General features: G+C 72.2%; 21 protein-coding genes. 17 read left to right on the plus strand and 4 right to left on the minus strand.

What is annotated here, in order from left to right; genetic code table 11:
* Positions 1 to 122: 122 nt before the first annotated feature.
* The 3 genes from OTB19_RS27810 to OTB19_RS27820 all read right to left on the minus strand — a co-directional run bounded on the left by OTB19_RS27810 (position 123) and on the right by OTB19_RS27820 (position 3,331).
* Positions 123 to 1,337 carry a S1C family serine protease gene (locus OTB19_RS27810; RefSeq protein WP_267801250.1) on the minus strand — a complete coding sequence of 405 codons (1,215 nt, stop codon included), beginning with the start codon at positions 1,335 to 1,337 and terminating at the stop codon, positions 123 to 125.
* 155 nt (positions 1,338 to 1,492) lie between these two features.
* A complete protein-coding gene (locus OTB19_RS27815) occupies positions 1,493 to 2,515 on the minus strand; it encodes a LacI family DNA-binding transcriptional regulator (protein ID WP_267801251.1) in 1,023 nt (340 codons plus the stop codon).
* Positions 2,516 to 2,539: 24 nt separating this feature from the next.
* Positions 2,540 to 3,331 carry a winged helix-turn-helix transcriptional regulator gene (locus OTB19_RS27820; RefSeq protein WP_267801252.1) on the minus strand — a complete coding sequence of 264 codons (792 nt, stop codon included), beginning with the start codon at positions 3,329 to 3,331 and terminating at the stop codon, positions 2,540 to 2,542.
* A 459-nt stretch (positions 3,332 to 3,790) separates the two neighbouring features.
* On the opposite strand from OTB19_RS27820, the gene OTB19_RS27825 reads away from it, so the two are divergent.
* From OTB19_RS27825 to OTB19_RS27865, 10 genes are all read left to right on the plus strand, one after another.
* On the plus strand, positions 3,791 to 4,045 hold the full coding sequence (locus OTB19_RS27825) for a MoaD/ThiS family protein (protein ID WP_053680787.1): 255 nt from the start codon (positions 3,791 to 3,793) through the stop codon (positions 4,043 to 4,045).
* Between the two features lie 10 nt (positions 4,046 to 4,055).
* Positions 4,056 to 5,705: a hypothetical protein gene (locus OTB19_RS27830; RefSeq protein ID WP_267801253.1), complete on the plus strand. Its 1,650-nt coding sequence runs from the start codon at positions 4,056 to 4,058 to the stop codon at positions 5,703 to 5,705.
* An 80-nt stretch (positions 5,706 to 5,785) separates the two neighbouring features.
* Positions 5,786 to 6,502, plus strand: coding sequence for a DUF2993 domain-containing protein (locus OTB19_RS27835; RefSeq protein ID WP_267801254.1), 717 nt, complete (start codon positions 5,786 to 5,788; stop codon positions 6,500 to 6,502).
* A gap of 161 nt (positions 6,503 to 6,663) precedes the next feature.
* The gene (locus tag OTB19_RS43720) at positions 6,664 to 6,747 is read left to right on the plus strand and encodes a putative leader peptide (RefSeq protein ID WP_350206375.1); all 84 of its coding nucleotides are present in this window, start codon (positions 6,664 to 6,666) and stop codon (positions 6,745 to 6,747) included.
* 187 nt (positions 6,748 to 6,934) lie between these two features.
* Positions 6,935 to 7,780 (plus strand): sulfurtransferase, encoded by an 846-nt coding sequence (locus OTB19_RS27840; RefSeq protein WP_053680791.1) that lies wholly within the window; start codon positions 6,935 to 6,937, stop codon positions 7,778 to 7,780.
* Positions 7,781 to 7,849: 69 nt separating this feature from the next.
* Positions 7,850 to 8,140 (plus strand): DUF1416 domain-containing protein, encoded by a 291-nt coding sequence (locus tag OTB19_RS27845; RefSeq protein ID WP_053680793.1) that lies wholly within the window; start codon positions 7,850 to 7,852, stop codon positions 8,138 to 8,140.
* Between the two features lie 185 nt (positions 8,141 to 8,325).
* Positions 8,326 to 8,589, plus strand: a complete 264-nt coding sequence (locus OTB19_RS27850) for a DUF3099 domain-containing protein (RefSeq protein WP_267801255.1) — start codon at positions 8,326 to 8,328, stop codon at positions 8,587 to 8,589.
* Positions 8,590 to 8,904: 315 nt separating this feature from the next.
* Positions 8,905 to 9,477 (plus strand): FABP family protein, encoded by a 573-nt coding sequence (locus tag OTB19_RS27855; RefSeq protein WP_267801256.1) that lies wholly within the window; start codon positions 8,905 to 8,907, stop codon positions 9,475 to 9,477.
* Positions 9,478 to 9,556: 79 nt separating this feature from the next.
* Entirely contained in the window at positions 9,557 to 10,024 is a 468-nt protein-coding gene (locus tag OTB19_RS27860; protein ID WP_267801257.1) for a Fur family transcriptional regulator, read from the plus strand.
* Between the two features lie 55 nt (positions 10,025 to 10,079).
* Entirely contained in the window at positions 10,080 to 11,048 is a 969-nt protein-coding gene (locus tag OTB19_RS27865; protein ID WP_267801258.1) for a YgfZ/GcvT domain-containing protein, read from the plus strand.
* Positions 11,049 to 11,093: 45 nt separating this feature from the next.
* Here the strand turns inward: OTB19_RS27865 and dtd are convergent, their stop codons facing one another.
* Entirely contained in the window at positions 11,094 to 11,519 is a 426-nt protein-coding gene (dtd, locus tag OTB19_RS27870) for a D-aminoacyl-tRNA deacylase (RefSeq protein WP_267801259.1), read from the minus strand.
* Positions 11,520 to 11,651: 132 nt separating this feature from the next.
* Here dtd and OTB19_RS27875 point away from each other — a divergent pair, with 132 nt between their 5' ends.
* From OTB19_RS27875 to OTB19_RS27905, 7 genes are all read left to right on the plus strand, one after another.
* Positions 11,652 to 12,272 (plus strand): AmfC protein, encoded by a 621-nt coding sequence (locus tag OTB19_RS27875; protein ID WP_267801260.1) that lies wholly within the window; start codon positions 11,652 to 11,654, stop codon positions 12,270 to 12,272.
* Positions 12,273 to 12,366: 94 nt separating this feature from the next.
* Complete coding sequence (locus tag OTB19_RS27880) at positions 12,367 to 13,611, plus strand: GNAT family N-acetyltransferase (RefSeq protein WP_267801261.1); 1,245 nt, start codon at positions 12,367 to 12,369, stop codon at positions 13,609 to 13,611.
* Positions 13,593 to 13,745 carry a hypothetical protein gene (locus OTB19_RS27885; RefSeq protein ID WP_267801262.1) on the plus strand — a complete coding sequence of 51 codons (153 nt, stop codon included), beginning with the start codon at positions 13,593 to 13,595 and terminating at the stop codon, positions 13,743 to 13,745. The genes OTB19_RS27880 and OTB19_RS27885 overlap by 19 nt, the downstream gene beginning before the upstream one ends.
* Complete coding sequence (locus tag OTB19_RS27890; protein WP_267801263.1) at positions 13,727 to 14,518, plus strand: putative protein N(5)-glutamine methyltransferase; 792 nt, start codon at positions 13,727 to 13,729, stop codon at positions 14,516 to 14,518. The genes OTB19_RS27885 and OTB19_RS27890 overlap by 19 nt, the downstream gene beginning before the upstream one ends.
* A 65-nt stretch (positions 14,519 to 14,583) precedes the next feature.
* Positions 14,584 to 15,468 carry an RNA polymerase sigma factor SigJ gene (gene sigJ, locus OTB19_RS27895; protein ID WP_267801264.1) on the plus strand — a complete coding sequence of 295 codons (885 nt, stop codon included), beginning with the start codon at positions 14,584 to 14,586 and terminating at the stop codon, positions 15,466 to 15,468.
* Positions 15,469 to 15,562: 94 nt separating this feature from the next.
* On the plus strand, positions 15,563 to 15,973 hold the full coding sequence (locus OTB19_RS27900) for a helix-turn-helix domain-containing protein (protein ID WP_267801265.1): 411 nt from the start codon (positions 15,563 to 15,565) through the stop codon (positions 15,971 to 15,973).
* A 17-nt stretch (positions 15,974 to 15,990) separates the two neighbouring features.
* A complete protein-coding gene (locus OTB19_RS27905; RefSeq protein WP_267801266.1) occupies positions 15,991 to 16,566 on the plus strand; it encodes a hypothetical protein in 576 nt (191 codons plus the stop codon).
* The last annotated feature ends 35 nt before the right edge of the window (positions 16,567 to 16,601 follow it).

The following is a 16,601-nucleotide window of genomic DNA, read 5'->3' on the forward strand; positions in this document are numbered from 1 at the left end:
CGCCAAGATGGACGACTACATGATCAAACGGAACGAGACCGCCCGCCCCTTCAAGTGGACCTACGCCGCCAGCCCCCTCCAGGAAGCCTGAACCCCCCTCCACGAACTTTCGCGGAGCAGCACTAGAAGGAGGTCCCGAAGCCGTTGGCGGCGCCGCCCGCGTCGCCGGCGCCCGAGTCGGCTCCGGTGTCGCCGGCGCTGCCGCTGCCGCCGCCGCGCAGGGATTCGAGGTCGGCCTTGATGGTGTTGACGGGGATGGCGAAGCCGAGGCCGACGCTGCCGGCGCTGCTGCTGTCACTGGAGGGGGAGTAGATGGCGGAGGGCATCCCGACGATCTCGCCGTTCATGTTGACGAGGGCGCCGCCGGAGTTGCCGGGGTTGAGGGAGGCGTCCGTCTGGATGGCCTTGTAGGAGGTGGTGTTCTGCCCGGTGTTCCCGTTGAACTGCTGTCCGTCGTACGAGAACGGCCAGCCGCCGCCCTGTCGGCCCTGCGGGGCCTGCTGCTCGGACTTGGGCACGTTCACGTCGCGGTTCAAGGCGGAGACGATGCCGCTGGTGACGGTTCCGGTCAGCCGGTCCGGGGAACCGATGGCCACGACCTCGTCGCCCACCTTGAGCCCGTCGGAGTTGCCGAGCTTGGCCGCCTTGAGGCCACTGGCGCCCTGGAGCTTGATCAGCGCCAGGTCCTTGTCCGGGTCGGTGCCGACGGTCTTGGCGGTGTACTTCTTGCCGTCGCTCATCGTCACCTGGATCTCGGAAGCCCCCTCCACCACGTGGTTGTTGGTGACGATCTCCCCGTCGGCGGTGACGACGATGCCGGAACCGGTGCCCTGGCCGGACGAGGTCCGGGTGTCGATGCGCACGACGGACGGGCTGACCTGCTCGGCCACGCCGGAGACGGTGCCGTTGCTGGACTGGGAGACGTTGGTGCCGCTGATGCCGGAGCCGCCTGTGTTCTGGCCGCCGAGGTACTGCTGCACCGCCGCGGCGGTGCCACCGCCCACGACGGCGGCGGCCAGCGCGACGGCGGCGAGCAGGGCGACGGGCCGCTTGGCGCGGGCGCGGCCGGCGTGGGCCGGTCCCGACGGGGCGGGCGCGGGCCGGTCCCAGCCGCCTTCGGCGGGCACCGTCTCGCCCTGGATGACGGGCGGCTGGTGCGCCTCGTGCCAACCGGGCGCCGGCGCGCCGGGCGGGTACGGGGGCGGCGGCGGGTAGGCGCCCGCCCCGGCCTCCTGTGCGAGCCGGTCACGTCCGCGCTGCCAGTCCTCGCCGAACGGCGCGGGCTGGGGGCGGTTCTCCTGGGGGTACTCGCCTTCGCGGCGGAAGCTCTCGGTCATGTCTATGACTGTGTCCGGGGATCATGAGAGCTTCCTGAGTCCCGGCTGAGAAGCCCGACAGAACCGCGTATGCCCGATATAAGGACAGGACCCGAACCCGGACCCGGACCCGGATCCGGGCTCGGGAAGCCCCGAGCCCGTCCGCGAGTGCAGCGTCAGCGGCAGCCGCAGGACCGTCGGATCACCAGCGCCGACGGGAACTGCTTGAGCCGCTCCCGGCGCGAACCCGCCACCCGCAGGGCGTCGTCCAGGACGAGGTCCACCGCCGCGCGGGCCATCGCCGTGCGGTCGGAGGCGATGGTGGTCAGCGGCGGGTCCGTCAGCGCCGCTTCCTTGACGTCGTCGAAGCCGGCCACGGCCAGCTCGCCCGGTACGTCGATGCGCAGCTCCCGCGCCGCCCGCAGCACGCCGATGGCCTGGTCGTCGGTGGCACAGAAGATCGCCGGGGGCCGGTCCGGCCCCGACAGGACCTCCAGGGCGACGGTGTACGCGTCGTAGCGGTTGTACGGGGCCTCGAAGAGCCGGCCCTCCACCGAGCGCCCGGCCTCCAGCATCGCCCGCCGCCAGCCCTCGACGTGGTCCGCGACGGGGTCGCCGACCGACGGGGTGTTCTCGACGCCGCCGATGCAGGCCACGTACGGGTGCCCGTGCTCCAGCAGGTGCCGGGTGGCGAGCTGCGCGCCGCCGATGTCGTCGGTGATCACCGCCACGTCGTCGATGGCCTCGGGACGCTCGTGCAGCAGCACGATCCGTGCGTCCCACGCCTCGATCTCGGAGGCGGCGCGCTCGCTCATGCCCTGGCTGACCAGGATCAGCCCGGAGACCCGCATGCCGAGGAAGGCCCGCAGGTAGTGGACCTCGCGCTCGTCGCGGTAGTCGGAGTTGCCGACCAGGACCATCTTCCCGCGCTCGGCGGCGGCCTGTTCGACCGCGTGCGCCATCTCCGCGAAGAACGGCTGCCGGGCGTCCGGGACGATCATGCCTATGAGGTCGGTGCGCCGGGACGCCATCGCCTGCGCGACCCGGTCGGGCCGGTAGCCCAGCTCCTTGATCGCGGCGAGTACACGCTCGCGCGTGGCCGGGGCAACCGGCCTGGGTCCGTTGTTGATGACGTAGCTCACGACGGCGGTAGAGGTACCCGCAAGTCGCGCCACGTCATCCCGCGTCACCTTGGCCACGCGCGGCAGTCTACGCGGGGTGACCTACCTCTGGGCAGGCCGTCCCGCCGACTCGATCGTTACCGGAGCTTCCTCCATACGGGGGAGGGCCGCGGCCGCCTTCGCGGCTGCCTGGGCCGCCGCCTCCGCGGCCGCCCGCTCGACCTTCTCGGGGGTGACGAAGCGGTAGCCGACGTTGCGCACGGTCCCGATGAGCGACTCGTGCTCGGGGCCGAGCTTGGCGCGCAGCCGACGCACGTGGACGTCGACCGTCCGGGTGCCGCCGAAGTAGTCGTAGCCCCAGACCTCCTGGAGCAGCTGGGCGCGGGTGAAGACCCGTCCCGGGTGCTGGGCGAGGTACTTGAGCAGCTCGAACTCCTTGAAGGTCAGGTCCAGGACCCGGCCCTTCAGCTTCGCCGAGTAGGTGGCCTCGTCGACCGACAGGTCGCCGTTGCGGATCTCCATCGGGGAGTCGTCGGAGCCCATCTGCTGCCGGCCGGTGGCGAGCCGCAGGCGCGCCTCGACCTCGGCGGGCCCGGCGGTGTCGAGGAGGACGTCGTCGATGCCCCAGTCGGCCGTGACGGCGGCCAGGCCGCCCTCCGTGACGACGAGGACGAGCGGACAGCCGGGGCCGGTGGAGCGGAGCAGCTGGCAGAGCGACCGCACCTGCGGGAGGTCGCGGCGCCCGTCGATGAGGATGACATCGGCTCCGGGGGTGTCCACGAGGGCCGGCCCCTCGGCGGGCGCCACCCGTACGTTGTGCAGCAGCAGGCCGAGGGCGGGCAGCACCTCGGTCGACGGCTGCAGGGCGTTGGTCAGCAGCAGGAGAGAGCTCATGCCCGACCACCTGCCCGGGTCGGGCGTTTGTGCACGTGCGTGTGCACGGATCGCTGGTCCATCACGTCGGTTCCTCCTCGGTCCCGTCGAGGACTTTCGCGGCACTGCTTCGTACGACTTGCCTTGCGCCCCCGGTCCCCGCGCCCTGGGGTCCGGGGGGACGCACTGTTCTCGGTCCGTTCAACGCGCTGAAAGCACAAAAGGACCCGGGGGCTACGTTGCCCGGATCCTCTACGCCGCCAGAATAGCCCACCGGTCCTTTCGGGGCAGGGGCTCCGACGAACCCCTTCTGTGGTTCCTGCCACGCCCGTCACCAGGGTATGCCCCGGTTTCGTCGGATCGGTGGCGTCTCGCCACCCTGCCCGTGCCTGGTCGGGGCGCGCGGAGGCACGCGGGGGTGGGCGGTCGGAGGGTTCATCATGGATGCCGACGAACAGAGAGCCGACGAGGGGAGCAGCTGTGGCAACCGGAACCATCCGCTACTGGGCGGCGGCCAAGGCCGCCGCCGGGACGGCGGAGGAGCCGTACGCGGCGCGGACACTGGGCGAGGCGCTCGACGCCGTGCGCGAACGCCACCCGGGAGAACTGACCCGGGTCCTGCTGCGCTGCTCCTTCCTCGTGAACGAAGAACCTGTGGGCAAGCGCCCGCACGATGCCGTCCTGCTCACGGAAGGCGGCACCGTCGAGGTGCTTCCCCCGTTCGCGGGCGGGTGAGCGGGAGCCCATGAGTACCCCCGAAGAACAGCAGCGCAGGCAGCGACGAGAGCAGGAGCAGGCGCAGGAGCAGGAGCAGCAGCACGATCCCTACGATCCGTACGGGACGCAGACCTGGCAGTCCGACACCTGGGACACCGGCTACCAGCCGGTGCAGCCGCAGCTCGGCGGCGTTCAGGGTCAGGCCGGGCAACAGCCGGCGCAGCCCGTGGCCCCCGAGGGCTGGTTCCGTGAGGAGGCGCCCGCGGCGCCCGCGCAGGAGTGGGCGGAAACGTCGTACCTGCCGCCGTACCAGGAGCCGTACCAGGAGCAGCCGCAGCAATCCCGGCAGCCGCAGCCGTCGCAGGGGCAGCAGTTCCAGCCCCGGCAGCGGGCCCAGCAGCAGCCTCAGCAGCCGCAGCAGGCGTCGTACGGGCAGCCGGTGACGCCGGAGGGCTGGTACCGCGAGGAGGCCCCGGCGGCGCCCGCTCAGGCGTGGGCCGAGACGTCGTACCTGCCGCCTTACCAGGAGCCGCAGCAGCAGCAGCAGCAGCAGCCGCAGCAGTCCCAGCCGTCGCAGGGGCAGCAGTTCCAGCCTCGGCAGCAGTTTCAACAGCAGCCGCAGCAGCCGCAGCCCCAGCAGCCGTCGTACGGGCAGCCCGTGGCGCCCGAGGGCTGGTTCCGCGAGGAGGCCCCCGCGGCCCCGGCCCCCGCCCCCGCCCCGTCTGCCGCGTCCGGGGCCGGGTGGGCCGAGGAGACGGCGTACCTGCCGCCGCAGCCCGCGGAGCCGGCCGTCGAGGCCACCGCCTACCTGCCGCCGGTGTCGGCCGCCCCGGAGCCCCCTCAGGGCCCCCTGGACCCCGAGGCCGACGCGGGTGCACGGTCCGAGTACTCCCCGCCGACGCTCGCGGGCAACACGCTCCGCGCCGTCGACCCGGCGCAGGCCCGCGCCGAGGGCCGGTCGCCGATCATCGACCCCGGTCCGCAGTCGGCCATACTGACCGCCGCCCTCGGACTGCTGCTGGCCGCGGCCGCGGCCTTCGGGGACCTCGCGCTGCTCGTGCCGCTGATCGCCCTCCAGGGCCTCACCGCGGCCGGCTGGTTCCGCCTCAACGGCATGTGGCCCGCCCGTCAGGGCATCGCCCTGGCCTTCCTCGGCGCCGTGGTCGCGGACGCCGCCGTGCTCGCCGTGGACGACGTGAACGGGCCCGGCGCGATCGTCGGCACCCTCGGTGCCTGGGTGCTGCTCACGCTGGTGCTCCAGCTCCGCAGCCACGCGGACCCCGACGAGCGGATGTACGGGCTGATGGCCTCGGTGGCGTCCGCCGCCCTCGCCATCGTCTGCGCCGGTTACCTGGCCGCCGGCTCCGACGCCGTCAGCGTGGGCGGGGTCGCCGTGGCGGTCGCCGTCTTCGCCCGGGCGCTGCCGCTGCCCGCTCCGGCGTCCGTGGCGGTCTCGCTGGCCGCCGCGGCGGGCGCGGGCGTCGCGGTCGGCACGATGACGGACATCGGGACCGGCGGGGCGCTGCTCGGTCTGGCCGCCGGGGTGTGCGCCCTGGTCGGCCTGCGGGTGGCCGCGTACGACTACCCGTCGAAGTTCGTCCACATGACGGCCGGTGTCGCGTTGCCGCTGGCGGCGGCGGCTCCCGCCGTCTATCTGATGGGCCGGGTGGTGGGCTGACGTCGGCCGCACGTTCGACCCCTCCCTTTCCCGGCGTGGTCAACTAGAGCGCACGTACTGATCTATTGGGGGAGGGGCACGTGCGCTTTCTGCGGGCCATCGTCATCATCGGAGTGATCCTGGGGGCCCTGTTCGTGGGCGCCGACCGCTGGGCGGTCGACTACGCCGAGAACCAGCTGGCCGACAAGATCCAGTCCCGGCAGGGCCTGGCGGGCGACGTGGAGGTCGACATCCACGGCTTCCCGTTCCTGACCCAGGCGTTGGACCACCGACTGGAGCGGGTGGATCTGGTGCTCACGGGCGTGGACGCCTCCGCCGAGGGCCGCAAGGCGCGGCTGACGCGGCTCGAAGCCGCCTTCCACGACGTGAAGTTGAACAGCGACTACACCGGCGGCACGGCCGGCAGGGCCGAGGGCGAGGCCCTGGTCTCGTACGCGGACCTGACCGCGGCCTCGGAGACCGGGGTGACCGTCTCCTACGGCGGGCAGCCGGGCAAGGTGAAGGTCAGCGCGACGGTGGACTTCCTCGGCCGGAAGTTCACCCGCAGCGTGATCTCGACCGTCACGCTGGAGGACGGCAAGGACTCCTCGGGCGGCAAGATCGTCCGGGTGCGCGCCGAGGAGGTCCCGGGCGAGGGGATCCCGGGGATCGAGAAGGTCGTCCGCAAGAAGACCGACTTCGACCGCCGGCTCGACGCCGGTCTGCCGGCCGGACTGCAGCTCACCACCCTGACCTCGGACGAGGCGGGCGTGCACCTGGCGCTGACCGGCACGAACGTGTCGCTGGCCGGATCGTGAGACGGTGCGGTCCGCCCCTTAGGAGGGTGGGCCGCACGAAGAGCCCCGGAGGCCGCCAGAGCGGCCTGCCAGGGCTTTCGCGTCCGCCATTCGGACGATCCTGTCTCACCATATGACACACCGGTGACAGGGCGGTCGATTCGTCCCTACGATCCATGCCTATGAAGCATCAGCAGGCGGACCTCACGAAGCGGCGGGCAGTAGACCTGTGTCGCGTCGCCGCCATGCTCTGTCGATCCATGTGACGTGTGAGCGCATCCGCTCCACCGGCCGGACGACTGGCCTTCCCCGCGTGACCGCACCCCGCCTTCCGCTCGCCCGGCGCCTCCCCGCCCGGGTACCGCGAGGCCGATCCGTCCGCGGCACGCACCCGCAGCACCATCCAGCAGCACCAGCACAGCCCCGCCGCACACTGCCCCGGAGGAGAACACCATGAGCCGCAGCGACGTCCTCGTAGACGCCGACTGGGTCGAGGCCCACCTGAACGACGCCGACGTCGTCATCGTCGAGGTGGACGAGGACACGTCCGCCTACGACAAGAACCACATCACCAACGCCGTGCGGATCGACTGGAAGACCGACCTCCAGGACCCGGTCCGCCGTGACTTCGTGGACCAGGAGGGCTTCGAGAAGCTCCTCTCCGCCAAGGGCATCTCCAACGACGACACCGTCGTCCTCTACGGCGGCAACAACAACTGGTTCGCGTCCTACGCCTACTGGTACTTCAAGCTCTACGGCCACCAGGACGTCAAGCTCCTCGACGGCGGCCGCAAGAAGTGGGAGCTCGACTCCCGCGACCTGGTCGACGGCAAGGACGTCCCGAACCGCCCGGCCACCCAGTACAAGGCCAAGGCCCAGGACAAGTCCATCCGCGCCTTCCGCGACGACGTCGTCGCCGCGATCGGCTCCCTGAACCTGGTCGACGTCCGCTCGCCCGACGAGTTCTCCGGCAAGCTGCTCGCGCCGGCGCACCTTCCGCAGGAGCAGTCGCAGCGCCCCGGCCACGTGCCGAGCGCCCGCAACATCCCGTGGTCGAAGAACGCCAACGACGACGGCACCTTCAAGTCCGACGACGAGCTGACCGCCCTCTACGAGGCCGAGCAGGTCGATCTGGCGAAGGACACCATCGCCTACTGCCGCATCGGTGAGCGCTCCGCGCTCACGTGGTTCGTGCTGCACGAGCTCCTGGGCCAGGAGAACGTCAAGAACTACGACGGTTCGTGGACCGAGTACGGCTCGCTCGTCGGCGTGCCGATCGAGCTCGGCGCCGCCAAGTAGCCCCTGCGGGCGCGCGGGGCCGCGCGCCCGCAACACGTACGTACGACCCCTCCAGGACAGGACAGAGACATGTGTGGAGCAAAGACCGGCGGGCCCGACCTCGCCACCCTCAAGCCCGGTGAGACCGCCATTCAGGGCCAGGTGACCAAGGACGGCGAGCCCGTCGTCGGTTACGTGCGGCTGCTGGACTCGACCGGCGAGTTCACCGCGGAGGTCCCGACCTCCGCGACCGGCCAGTTCCGCTTCTACGCCGCCACCGGCTCCTGGACCCTGCGGGCACTCGTCCCGGGCGGCCAGGCGGACCGTGCCGTCGTCGTCGCGGACGCCGGCGGTGTGACGGACGTGGCGATCGCCGTCTGATCGCTCCACACGAGAACGGCCGGAGGGCCGCACCCCAGGGGGTTGGACGCCACTGGAACGGGGTGCGGCCCTTCGTGCCGTCCCGGCCCGTGCGCGAAGGCCCGCGCGAAGGCCGGCCCCGGACCCTGCGCGAAGGCCCGTCCCGGATCCTGCGCGGCGGCCGGTCCCGGACCTACGCTGGAGGCATGTACGCCCGGCGGCGCCGCGCCTACTTCCTCATGATGGGCGGCTGCCTTTTCCTCTTCGTCTCGGCCTGGTCCTTCGTACGGCTCTTCTCCGTGCCGGCCGCCGTGGCCATGTGCGTCGTCGCCATGGTCATTCCGCCGGTCGCCGCGATGATGGCGAACCGGCGCGGCCCGGACGACCGCTGGTGGGACGACCCCTCGGGCGACAAGAAGTCGGACGAGTGGTGGGACGAACTGGACGGGAAGCACCGCCGCGACGAATGACGCGCCCCGCCGACCGCCGGGCCCGCCACCGGTACGGCCCACCTCGCAGAGTGTGTCGGGCCCCGGGCCAGTAGGCTTGGGGACCGGCCCCATACCTCCGGGGACTCCGTCCCGGGGGGACCCCCCGAACGCAACCTCCGAGGAGCACCTCCCGTGCTTGAGATTTTCTTCTCCGCCCTGCTGGTCCTGGTCTGCGTCGGCGTGCTCGCCTTCACCGCCCTGGCCGTGAAGAAGCTGTACCAGGGCCAGCGCTGACCCCCTGATCGGCAGCCGTCCCTCCCGGATCCCTCCCACAGATCGCCTGAGCAGCCATACATGATCCAGATCCCGTCCGACCTGAACCCGGGCCTCGTCCCGCTCGCCTTCCTCCTCGGCAACTGGGAGGGTGCGGGAGTCTTCGACTTCCCCGGCGAGGAGAAGTGCAACTTCGGCCAGGAAGTCGTCTTCAGCCACGACGGCCGGGACTTCCTGGAGTACACCTCCCACACCTGGGTGCTCGACTCCGAGGGCAACAAGGTGCGGCCGCTCGAATCCGAGTCCGGCTACTGGCGCATCGACAAGGACCGCAAGGTCGAGATCGTCATGGTCCGTGACCAGGGCGTCGTCGAGGTCTGGTACGGCGACCTCGCCGACCAGAAGCCGCAGATCGACGTCGTCACCGACGCGGTGGCCCGCACGGCGGCCTCCGGCCCGTACAGCGGCGGCAAGCGGCTGTACGGCTACGTCAAGAGCGACCTGATGTGGGTCGGCGAGAAGTCCACGCCCGACGTCGAGCTGCGCCCGTACATGTCGGCCCAGCTCAAGAAGGTCGTCACCCCGGAGGAGATCGCCGACATGGCGCGCAACCTGCCGGACATGCCGGACGACGGCATCGCGTTCTTCCGCTGATCGGCCGTTTTCCACAGCCTGTGCGAGAAGGGGACCCCGGGACCGCCCGCGGTCCCTTTCACGCGCTTACACTGGCCGGGTGGTGAGCACCGAGGGCACCGGGACCGCCGACGGCGGACTCGACTGGAAGAGCGACCTGCGGCAGCGCGGATACCGGCTGACCCCGCAGCGCCAACTCGTGCTCGAAGCGGTCGACGCACTGGAGCACGCGACCCCCGACGAGATCCTCGTCGAGGTCCGCAGGACGGCCTCCGGGGTCAACATCTCCACCGTCTACCGCACGCTGGAGCTCCTGGAGGAGCTCAAACTGGTCTCGCACGCCCACCTCGGACACGGCGCCCCCACCTACCACCTCGCCGACCGGCACCACCACATCCACCTGGTGTGCCGCGACTGCGCCGAGGTGATCGAGGCCGATCTGGACGTGGCCGCCGAGTTCACCGCGAAGCTCCGCTCGACCTTCGGCTTCGAGACCGACATGAAGCACTTCGCGATCTTCGGGCTCTGTGCGAAGGACGCCGCCAAGCACCGCGCCGCCGAGGCGTAGCACCGCCGCGCGACACCCCGTGGGATCGGCGCGGTCGGGGTCGTACGCTGGTGACATGACCAGCAGCCCCTTGCTCCATCTCCCCGGCGCCGTACCGGCCGAAGGCCGCGACGAGGGCGTCGCCGCCCACTACGGAGAGCTGTACGGCGAACAACGCGCCCTCGCGGACGGCCGGGGGTTCGTCGACCTCTCCCACCGCGGTGTCGTGACCGTCACCGGCGCGGACCGGCTGAGCTGGCTGCACCTGCTGCTCACCCAACACGTGACCGACCTGCCGCCCGGCCAGGCCACCGAGGCGCTGATCCTCTCCGCCAACGGGCACATCGAGCACGCCCTGTACCTCGTCGATGACGGCGAGACGGTCTGGGCGCACGTCGAGCCCGACACCCAGGAGGCGCTGATCGCCTACCTGGAGTCCATGAAGTTCTTCTACCGCGTCGAAGTCGCCGACCGCACGGCCGAGTTCGGGGTCGTCCACCTGCCGGCCGGCTCGATCGCCGAGGTCGCCAAGGAACTCGCCGTCCGCGAGACCGCGCACGGCCGGGACGTCTTCGTGCCCCGCGAGGACCTGGAGGCGTTCGCCGCCTCGCACGGCCCCGCCGCGGGCCTCCTGGCGTACGAGGCGCTGCGCGTGGAGTCGCACCGGCCGCGCCTGGGCCTGGAGACCGACCACCGCACCATCCCGCACGAGCTGGGTTGGATCGGCACCGCCGTCCACCTCCAGAAGGGCTGCTACCGGGGCCAGGAGACGGTCGCCCGTGTCCACAACCTGGGGAAGCCCCCGCGCCGGCTGGTGTTCCTGCACCTGGACGGCTCCGAGGTGCTGCTCCCGGCGCACGGCACGCCCGTACGGCTCGCATCCGACGGCGAGGAAGGCCGGCAGCTGGGCTTCGTGACCACCGCCGTCCGCCACCACGAGCTGGGGCCGATCGCGTTGGCGCTGGTCAAGCGGAACGTCCCGCCGGACGCGGCGCTGCTCGTCGGGAAGACGGCCGCCGCGCAAGAGGTCGTCGTCGCGCCGTGACGGGCGCGTGCGCCGGTGCGGATCCCGCCGCCCCGACGGGGATCCCTACACGTCGATGACGAGGGTGAACGGGCCGTGGTTGGTCAGCGAGACGCGCATGTCCGCCCCGAACCGGCCCGTTTCCACCGTCGCGCCCAGCGCCCGCAGCCGCGCCACGACCTCGTCGACCAGCGGCTCGGCCACCGGGCCGGGCGCCGCCGCGTTCCAGGTGGGGCGGCGGCCCTTGCGCGCGTCTCCGTAGAGCGTGAACTGGGAGATCACCAGCAGCGGGGCGTTCACGTCGCTGCAGGACTTCTCCGCCTCCAGGATCCGCACCGACCACAGCTTGCGGGCCAGCAGCTCCGCCTTCTGCGGGGTGTCGTCGTGGGTGACCCCGACCAGGACGCACAGCCCCTCGCCGACGATCTCCCCGACGGTTTCGCCGGCCACCACGACGCTCGCGCCGTCCACCCTCTGTACCACTGCTCGCATACCACCTGTGTATCAGGCGTGCACCCGTCCGGGGCCGATCGGGTGCAGTGGGACTGCATCCACACCACGGAGAGTGGCACGATGCACGCAGGCGGTGCCTCCGGCACCGGTCGAGGGGACGGACACGTTCACATGAATATCTCTGGTACCTCCGTACCTGCGCCCGCTTCGGCGACGACGGCGACGACCGCCGACGTCGCGGCGGCGGCGCTGAGACCGCCCGCGCAGCGCACCGGCGAGTCGCAGGGGCCGACCACCCCCGCCACCGCGCTCGGGCTGCCCGAACTGCGTGCCCTGCGCCGGGACGCGCAGCGCGACGAAGCCGATCTGAGCTACGTACGCAGACTCCTGCACGGCCGCATCGACATCCTGCGCGCCGAACTCGCCCGCCGCTGCGACCCCGAGGCGGCCCGGCGCGCGAACCCCGAGACGCCGGTGGTGGACCGGCTCTCGGAGATCCTCGCCGACGCCCCGTCCAGCCGCAGCGCCTCGGCCCGGCACGTCACGCTGGCCGCCCCGCACAGCGAGGCGTTCCGGCTGCTGGAGGCCGAGATGCTCTGCGACGTGGAGCTGTCGGACCTGGGCGCCCGCACGGACGGCGAACTGCACGAGGCCATGGGCCGGCTGGTGCGCTACGAACAGCAGGTCTCGCGGCGCCGGCAGCAGTTGCAGCGCACCGCCGACGAGGCCGGCGCGGAGATCACCCGCCGCTACCGGGAGGGCGAGGCGCAGGTGGACGACCTGCTGGCGTAGCCGTCGGGGCGCCGGGGCCGGCGGCGAGCGGGCCCTTCCGGGCGGCGGAAATTCAGGCGACGCGCCCGCGGCGGGGCGGTTAGCGTGGCCGGCCATGAGCACCGACGTCCGGCCGATCGCCGCCTCCGAACTCCCCGACTGGCTCCGAGCCCTGAACACCGGCTTCCTCACCACCGCCCCGGTCACCGACTCCGACGTCGCCCAACGGGCCGAGTACGGCGACCTGGCCCGCACCCGGGGCGCCTTCGACTCCGAGACCGGCCGCTGCGTCGCCACCTTCCGGTCGTTCCCGCAGGAGCTGACCGTCCCCGGCGGAGCCGTCGTCGCCGCCGACGCCGTTTCCAACGTCACGGTGTCGCCCACGCACCGCCGCCGGGGCCTGCTGACGCGGATGATGCGCGCCGACCTGACGGCCGCGAAGGAGCGTGGCGACGTGCTGTCCACGCTGATCGCCGCCGAGTACCCGATCTACGGGCGGTACGGCTACGGGCCCGCCGCCTCGATCGCCGAGTGGGAGATCGAGGTGGCCCGCACCGGCCTGGATCCGCGGTGGTCCGGGCCCGGTGACGGCGGCCGCGTCGACCTGGTGGACGTGGCCGAGGCCCGCCGGATCGGCGCCGCCCTCCACGAGCGGCTGCGCGCGCACGCGCACGGCACCATCAGCCGCGACGAACGCTGGTGGAACCTGGCCTCCGGCACGGAGCAGATGTCCCACCGCCCCTACAAGGAGTCGTTCCACGCCGTCCACCGCACGGCCGACGGCGAACCCGACGGGATCGCCGTCTACCGGGCCGACGACCAATGGAGCGACGCGAAGCTCCCGCAGAACACCGTGCAGGTCAAGGACCTGATCGCGGTCACCGCCGACGCGCAGCGGGCCCTGTGGCACTTCCTGTGCTCCATCGACTGGGTGCAGAAGGTCCGCACCGGCTACCGGGCCCCCGACGACCTCGCCCCGCTGCTGCTGCCCGATCCGCGGGCCGCGCGCCTGGTGACCGCCGCCGACTTCCTGTGGGTGCGGCTGCTCGACGTCGTACGGGCGCTGAGCGCGCGGACGTACGCCGTGCCCGGGGTCCTCGTCCTGGAGGTCGCCGACGCGGCGGGCCTGGCCGACGGGCGCTACCGGCTCGACACGGGCACCGGCGACTGCGCCCGTACACAGGAGCCCGCCGACCTGCGTCTCGACGTGTCCGCGCTGGGATCCCTGTACCTCGGCGACGAGTCGGCGGTCCGATTGGCCGCGCTGGGGCAGGTCACGGAGGAACGGCCGGGGGCGCTCGCGCTCGCGGACGCGGCCTTCCGCACCGCTCGCCGGCCGTGGTGCCCGGACGTCTTCTGACCGGCCCGTTCCCGTACCCCGTCAAGGACATGGAGTTCACGGTGTGCGACGGCCGTATCGTCGCAATCGACATCCCGGCGGATCCGGCACGGCTGGAGACCCTGGACGTCACCGGATGGGAAACCGAGGGCTGAGGTACGTGGCAACACTCGTGGAACGCCTGCGCGCGGCCGGCTGTGTCTTCGCGGAGGAGGAGGCGGACCTGCTGACGGCCGCCGCGCGGGACGACGGACACCTGGCGGGCATGCTGGCCCGCCGGGTCGCCGGCGAGCCGCTGGAGATGGTGGTGGGCTGGGCCGGCTTCTGCGGCCTGCGGATGGAGGTGGGCGAGGGGGTGTTCGTACCGCGCCGGCGCAGCGAGTTCCTCGCGTGGGAGGCCGTGGCGCTCGCCCGGCCCGGCGCGGTGGTCGTCGACCTGTGCTGCGGCGTGGGCGCGCTGGGCGCGGCCGTGGCCTCGCAGGTCCCGGGCGTCGAGCTGCACGCGTCGGACATCGATGCGGTGGCCGTCGACTACGCCCGCCGGAACGTGGCCCCGTACGGCGGGAGCGTCCACCGGGGCGACCTGTACGCGGCGCTGCCCGAGGACCTCGCGGGGCGGGTGGACGTCCTGGTGGTCAACGCCCCCTACGTGCCCACCGAGGAGATCGGCTTCCTGCCGCCGGAAGCCCGCGAACACGAACCGCTGACCACCCTGGACGGCGGCGCCGACGGTCTGGACGTCCACCGCCGGGTCGCGGCCGGGGCGCTGCGCTGGCTGGCGCCGGGTGGGCACCTGCTGATCGAGACGAGCGCCCGGCAGTCCCCGGTGACGGCGTCGGCGTTGGCGGCGGGCGGCCTCACGGTACGGGCGGTCGGCTCGCGGGAGCTGTATGCGAATGTGGTGATCGGCGCCCGACCGGGCGTCTGAACGGCCGCTCGTTCCAGGGGAGTCGACGGACGGGAGGGCCGGACCGACGGGGGAAGGGACGCGCAGTGGACCACGGGGCCTGGCAGGCGGATCGTTTCGAGGAGCACCGGCCGCGGCTGCGCGCGGTGGCCTACCGGATGCTCGGCTCGGTCAGCGAGGCCGATGACGCGGTCCAGGAGGCCTGGTTGCGCCTGGACCGCACCGACGCCGACACCATCGAGAACATGGCGGCCTGGCTGACCACGGTCGTCGGCCGGGTGTGCCTGAACATGCTGCGCTCCCGGGCGACCCGTCGCGAGGACCCGCTGGAGTCCCGGACCCCCGACCCGATCGTCAGCGGCGAGGACGGTCTCCACCCGGAACAGCAGGCCCTGTTGGCGGACTCGCTGGGCCTGGCCCTGCTGGTCGTCCTCGAATCGCTGGCGCCGGCCGAGCGGCTCGCGTTCGTCCTGCACGACATGTTCGCCGTGCCCTTCGACGAGATCGCCCCGCTGATCGGGAAAACCCCTGCCGCGACCCGGCAGCTCGCGAGTCGGGCCCGCCGCCGGGTGCGCGGCAGGGCGCCTGCCCCCGATCCCGACCTCGGGCTCCAACGCCAGGTGGTCAGCGCCTTCTTCGCCGCGGCGCGGGACGGCGACTTCGAGGCGCTCGTCTCGGTGCTCGACCCCGACGTGGTCCTGCGCTCCGACGGCGGAGTGACGCGCGCCCGCCACACGCTGGTGTTCAACGGCGCCCGCACGGTGGCCTCGCAGGCGATCACCTTCGGTTCCCTGTCGCCGTTCGCCCGCCCCGCGCTGATCAACGGGACGGCCGGCGTCATGGTCGTCATGGACGGCCGCCGCCTGTCGATGATGGCCTTCACGGTCGTCGGCGGCAGGATCGTCGCCATCGACGTCCTGGCCGACCCCGAACGCCTGAAGGAGCTCGACCTGAGCGCCCTCGACCTCTGAGTCACGTGCCCCGGCCGGGTGCCGTCCCTCACCCGGTGGGAGCTATTGCAAGCGTCTGCTTGCAATAGTTAGCAAGGTGCGGCAGGATCGGGGCATGGCATCGCTCAACGTCGGGAACCTCGGCGAATACCTCCGTGAGCAGCGGCGGCAGGCCCAGCTTTCGCTGCGGCAACTGGCCGACGCCGCAGGGGTGTCGAACCCGTACCTGAGCCAGATCGAGCGCGGGCTGCGCAAGCCGAGCGCGGACATCCTCCAGCAACTGGCCAAGGCGCTGCGGATCTCCGCGGAGACGCTGTACGTGCAGGCCGGAATCCTGGACGAGCGCGATCGGGACGAGGTCGAGACGCGGGCCGTCATCCTCGCCGACCCGTCCCTCAACGAGCGGCAGAAGCAGGTGCTGCTCCAGATCTACGACTCGTTCCGCAAGGAGAACGCGCCGGCCGCCGCCGACGCCGCCGCGACGGTCGATGCCGACGACGAGCCGCCCCATACGAACCGACTGTGATCCGGGAGGACCAGCACATGGCCATCGCCGATGACCTGAAGAAGACCCTCACCGACCCGACCCCGCTCTACTTCGCCGCCGGCACCGCCGACCTCGCGGTGCAGCAGGCCAAGAAGGTGCCCGGGCTCATCGAGCAGCTGCGCGCCGAGGCCCCCGCCCGCATCGAGGCCGTGAAGAACACCGACCCGAAGGTCGTCCAGGAGAGGGCCAAGGGGGCGCAGGAGGCGGTGACCGCCAAGGTCGCCGAGGTCTTCGGCGCGATCGATCCGAAGAAGCTGGGCGAGACCGCCCAGGACCTGGCCCTGCGCGGCGTGGGCGTGGCCGCCGAGTACGCGGTGCGCGCCAAGGAGACGTACGACAAGGTCGCCGAGCACGGCGAGCAGGCCGTACGGGCCTGGCGCGGTGAGCTGACCGACGAGATCGTCGACATCGCCGAGGTCGTCGAGCCGGCGGCGCCCGCGAAGACGGAACCGGTCGCCGAGCCGGTGGCCGCCGACGCCCCCGCCGAGGAGAAGCCGGCCGCGCGGAAGACCACCGCGCGCAAGAGCACCGCGAAGAAGACGGCGGTCGCCGCGACCGGCGACGAGAGCTGATCCGACTGATCCGACGCATGACGGACCGGGCACCG

It is taken from the genome of Streptomyces sp. H27-H5 (assembly GCF_026627505.1).
Taxonomy (GTDB): Bacteria; Actinomycetota; Actinomycetes; order Streptomycetales; family Streptomycetaceae; genus Streptomyces.

What these genes read in the sequence shown, in the direction of transcription:
- OTB19_RS27865 (WP_267801258.1), top strand. Translation starts at nt 10,080, where the DNA reads ATGACCAGCAGCCCCTTGCTCCATCTCCCCGGCGCCGTACCGGCCGAA.
- OTB19_RS43720 (WP_350206375.1), top strand. Translation starts at nt 6,664, where the DNA reads ATGAAGCATCAGCAGGCGGACCTCACGAAGCGGCGGGCAGTAGACCTG.
- OTB19_RS27890 (WP_267801263.1), top strand. Translation starts at nt 13,727, where the DNA reads ATGGGAAACCGAGGGCTGAGGTACGTGGCAACACTCGTGGAACGCCTG.
- OTB19_RS27830 (WP_267801253.1), top strand. Translation starts at nt 4,056, where the DNA reads ATGAGTACCCCCGAAGAACAGCAGCGCAGGCAGCGACGAGAGCAGGAG.
- OTB19_RS27855 (WP_267801256.1), top strand. Translation starts at nt 8,905, where the DNA reads ATGATCCAGATCCCGTCCGACCTGAACCCGGGCCTCGTCCCGCTCGCC.
- dtd (WP_267801259.1), bottom strand. Translation starts at nt 11,519, where the DNA reads ATGCGAGCAGTGGTACAGAGGGTGGACGGCGCGAGCGTCGTGGTGGCC.
- OTB19_RS27900 (WP_267801265.1), top strand. Translation starts at nt 15,563, where the DNA reads ATGGCATCGCTCAACGTCGGGAACCTCGGCGAATACCTCCGTGAGCAG.
- OTB19_RS27880 (WP_267801261.1), top strand. Translation starts at nt 12,367, where the DNA reads ATGAGCACCGACGTCCGGCCGATCGCCGCCTCCGAACTCCCCGACTGG.
- OTB19_RS27845 (WP_053680793.1), top strand. Translation starts at nt 7,850, where the DNA reads ATGTGTGGAGCAAAGACCGGCGGGCCCGACCTCGCCACCCTCAAGCCC.
- OTB19_RS27850 (WP_267801255.1), top strand. Translation starts at nt 8,326, where the DNA reads ATGTACGCCCGGCGGCGCCGCGCCTACTTCCTCATGATGGGCGGCTGC.
- OTB19_RS27840 (WP_053680791.1), top strand. Translation starts at nt 6,935, where the DNA reads ATGAGCCGCAGCGACGTCCTCGTAGACGCCGACTGGGTCGAGGCCCAC.
- OTB19_RS27905 (WP_267801266.1), top strand. Translation starts at nt 15,991, where the DNA reads ATGGCCATCGCCGATGACCTGAAGAAGACCCTCACCGACCCGACCCCG.
- OTB19_RS27820 (WP_267801252.1), bottom strand. Translation starts at nt 3,331, where the DNA reads ATGAGCTCTCTCCTGCTGCTGACCAACGCCCTGCAGCCGTCGACCGAG.
- OTB19_RS27875 (WP_267801260.1), top strand. Translation starts at nt 11,652, where the DNA reads ATGAATATCTCTGGTACCTCCGTACCTGCGCCCGCTTCGGCGACGACG.
- OTB19_RS27810 (WP_267801250.1), bottom strand. Translation starts at nt 1,337, where the DNA reads ATGACCGAGAGCTTCCGCCGCGAAGGCGAGTACCCCCAGGAGAACCGC.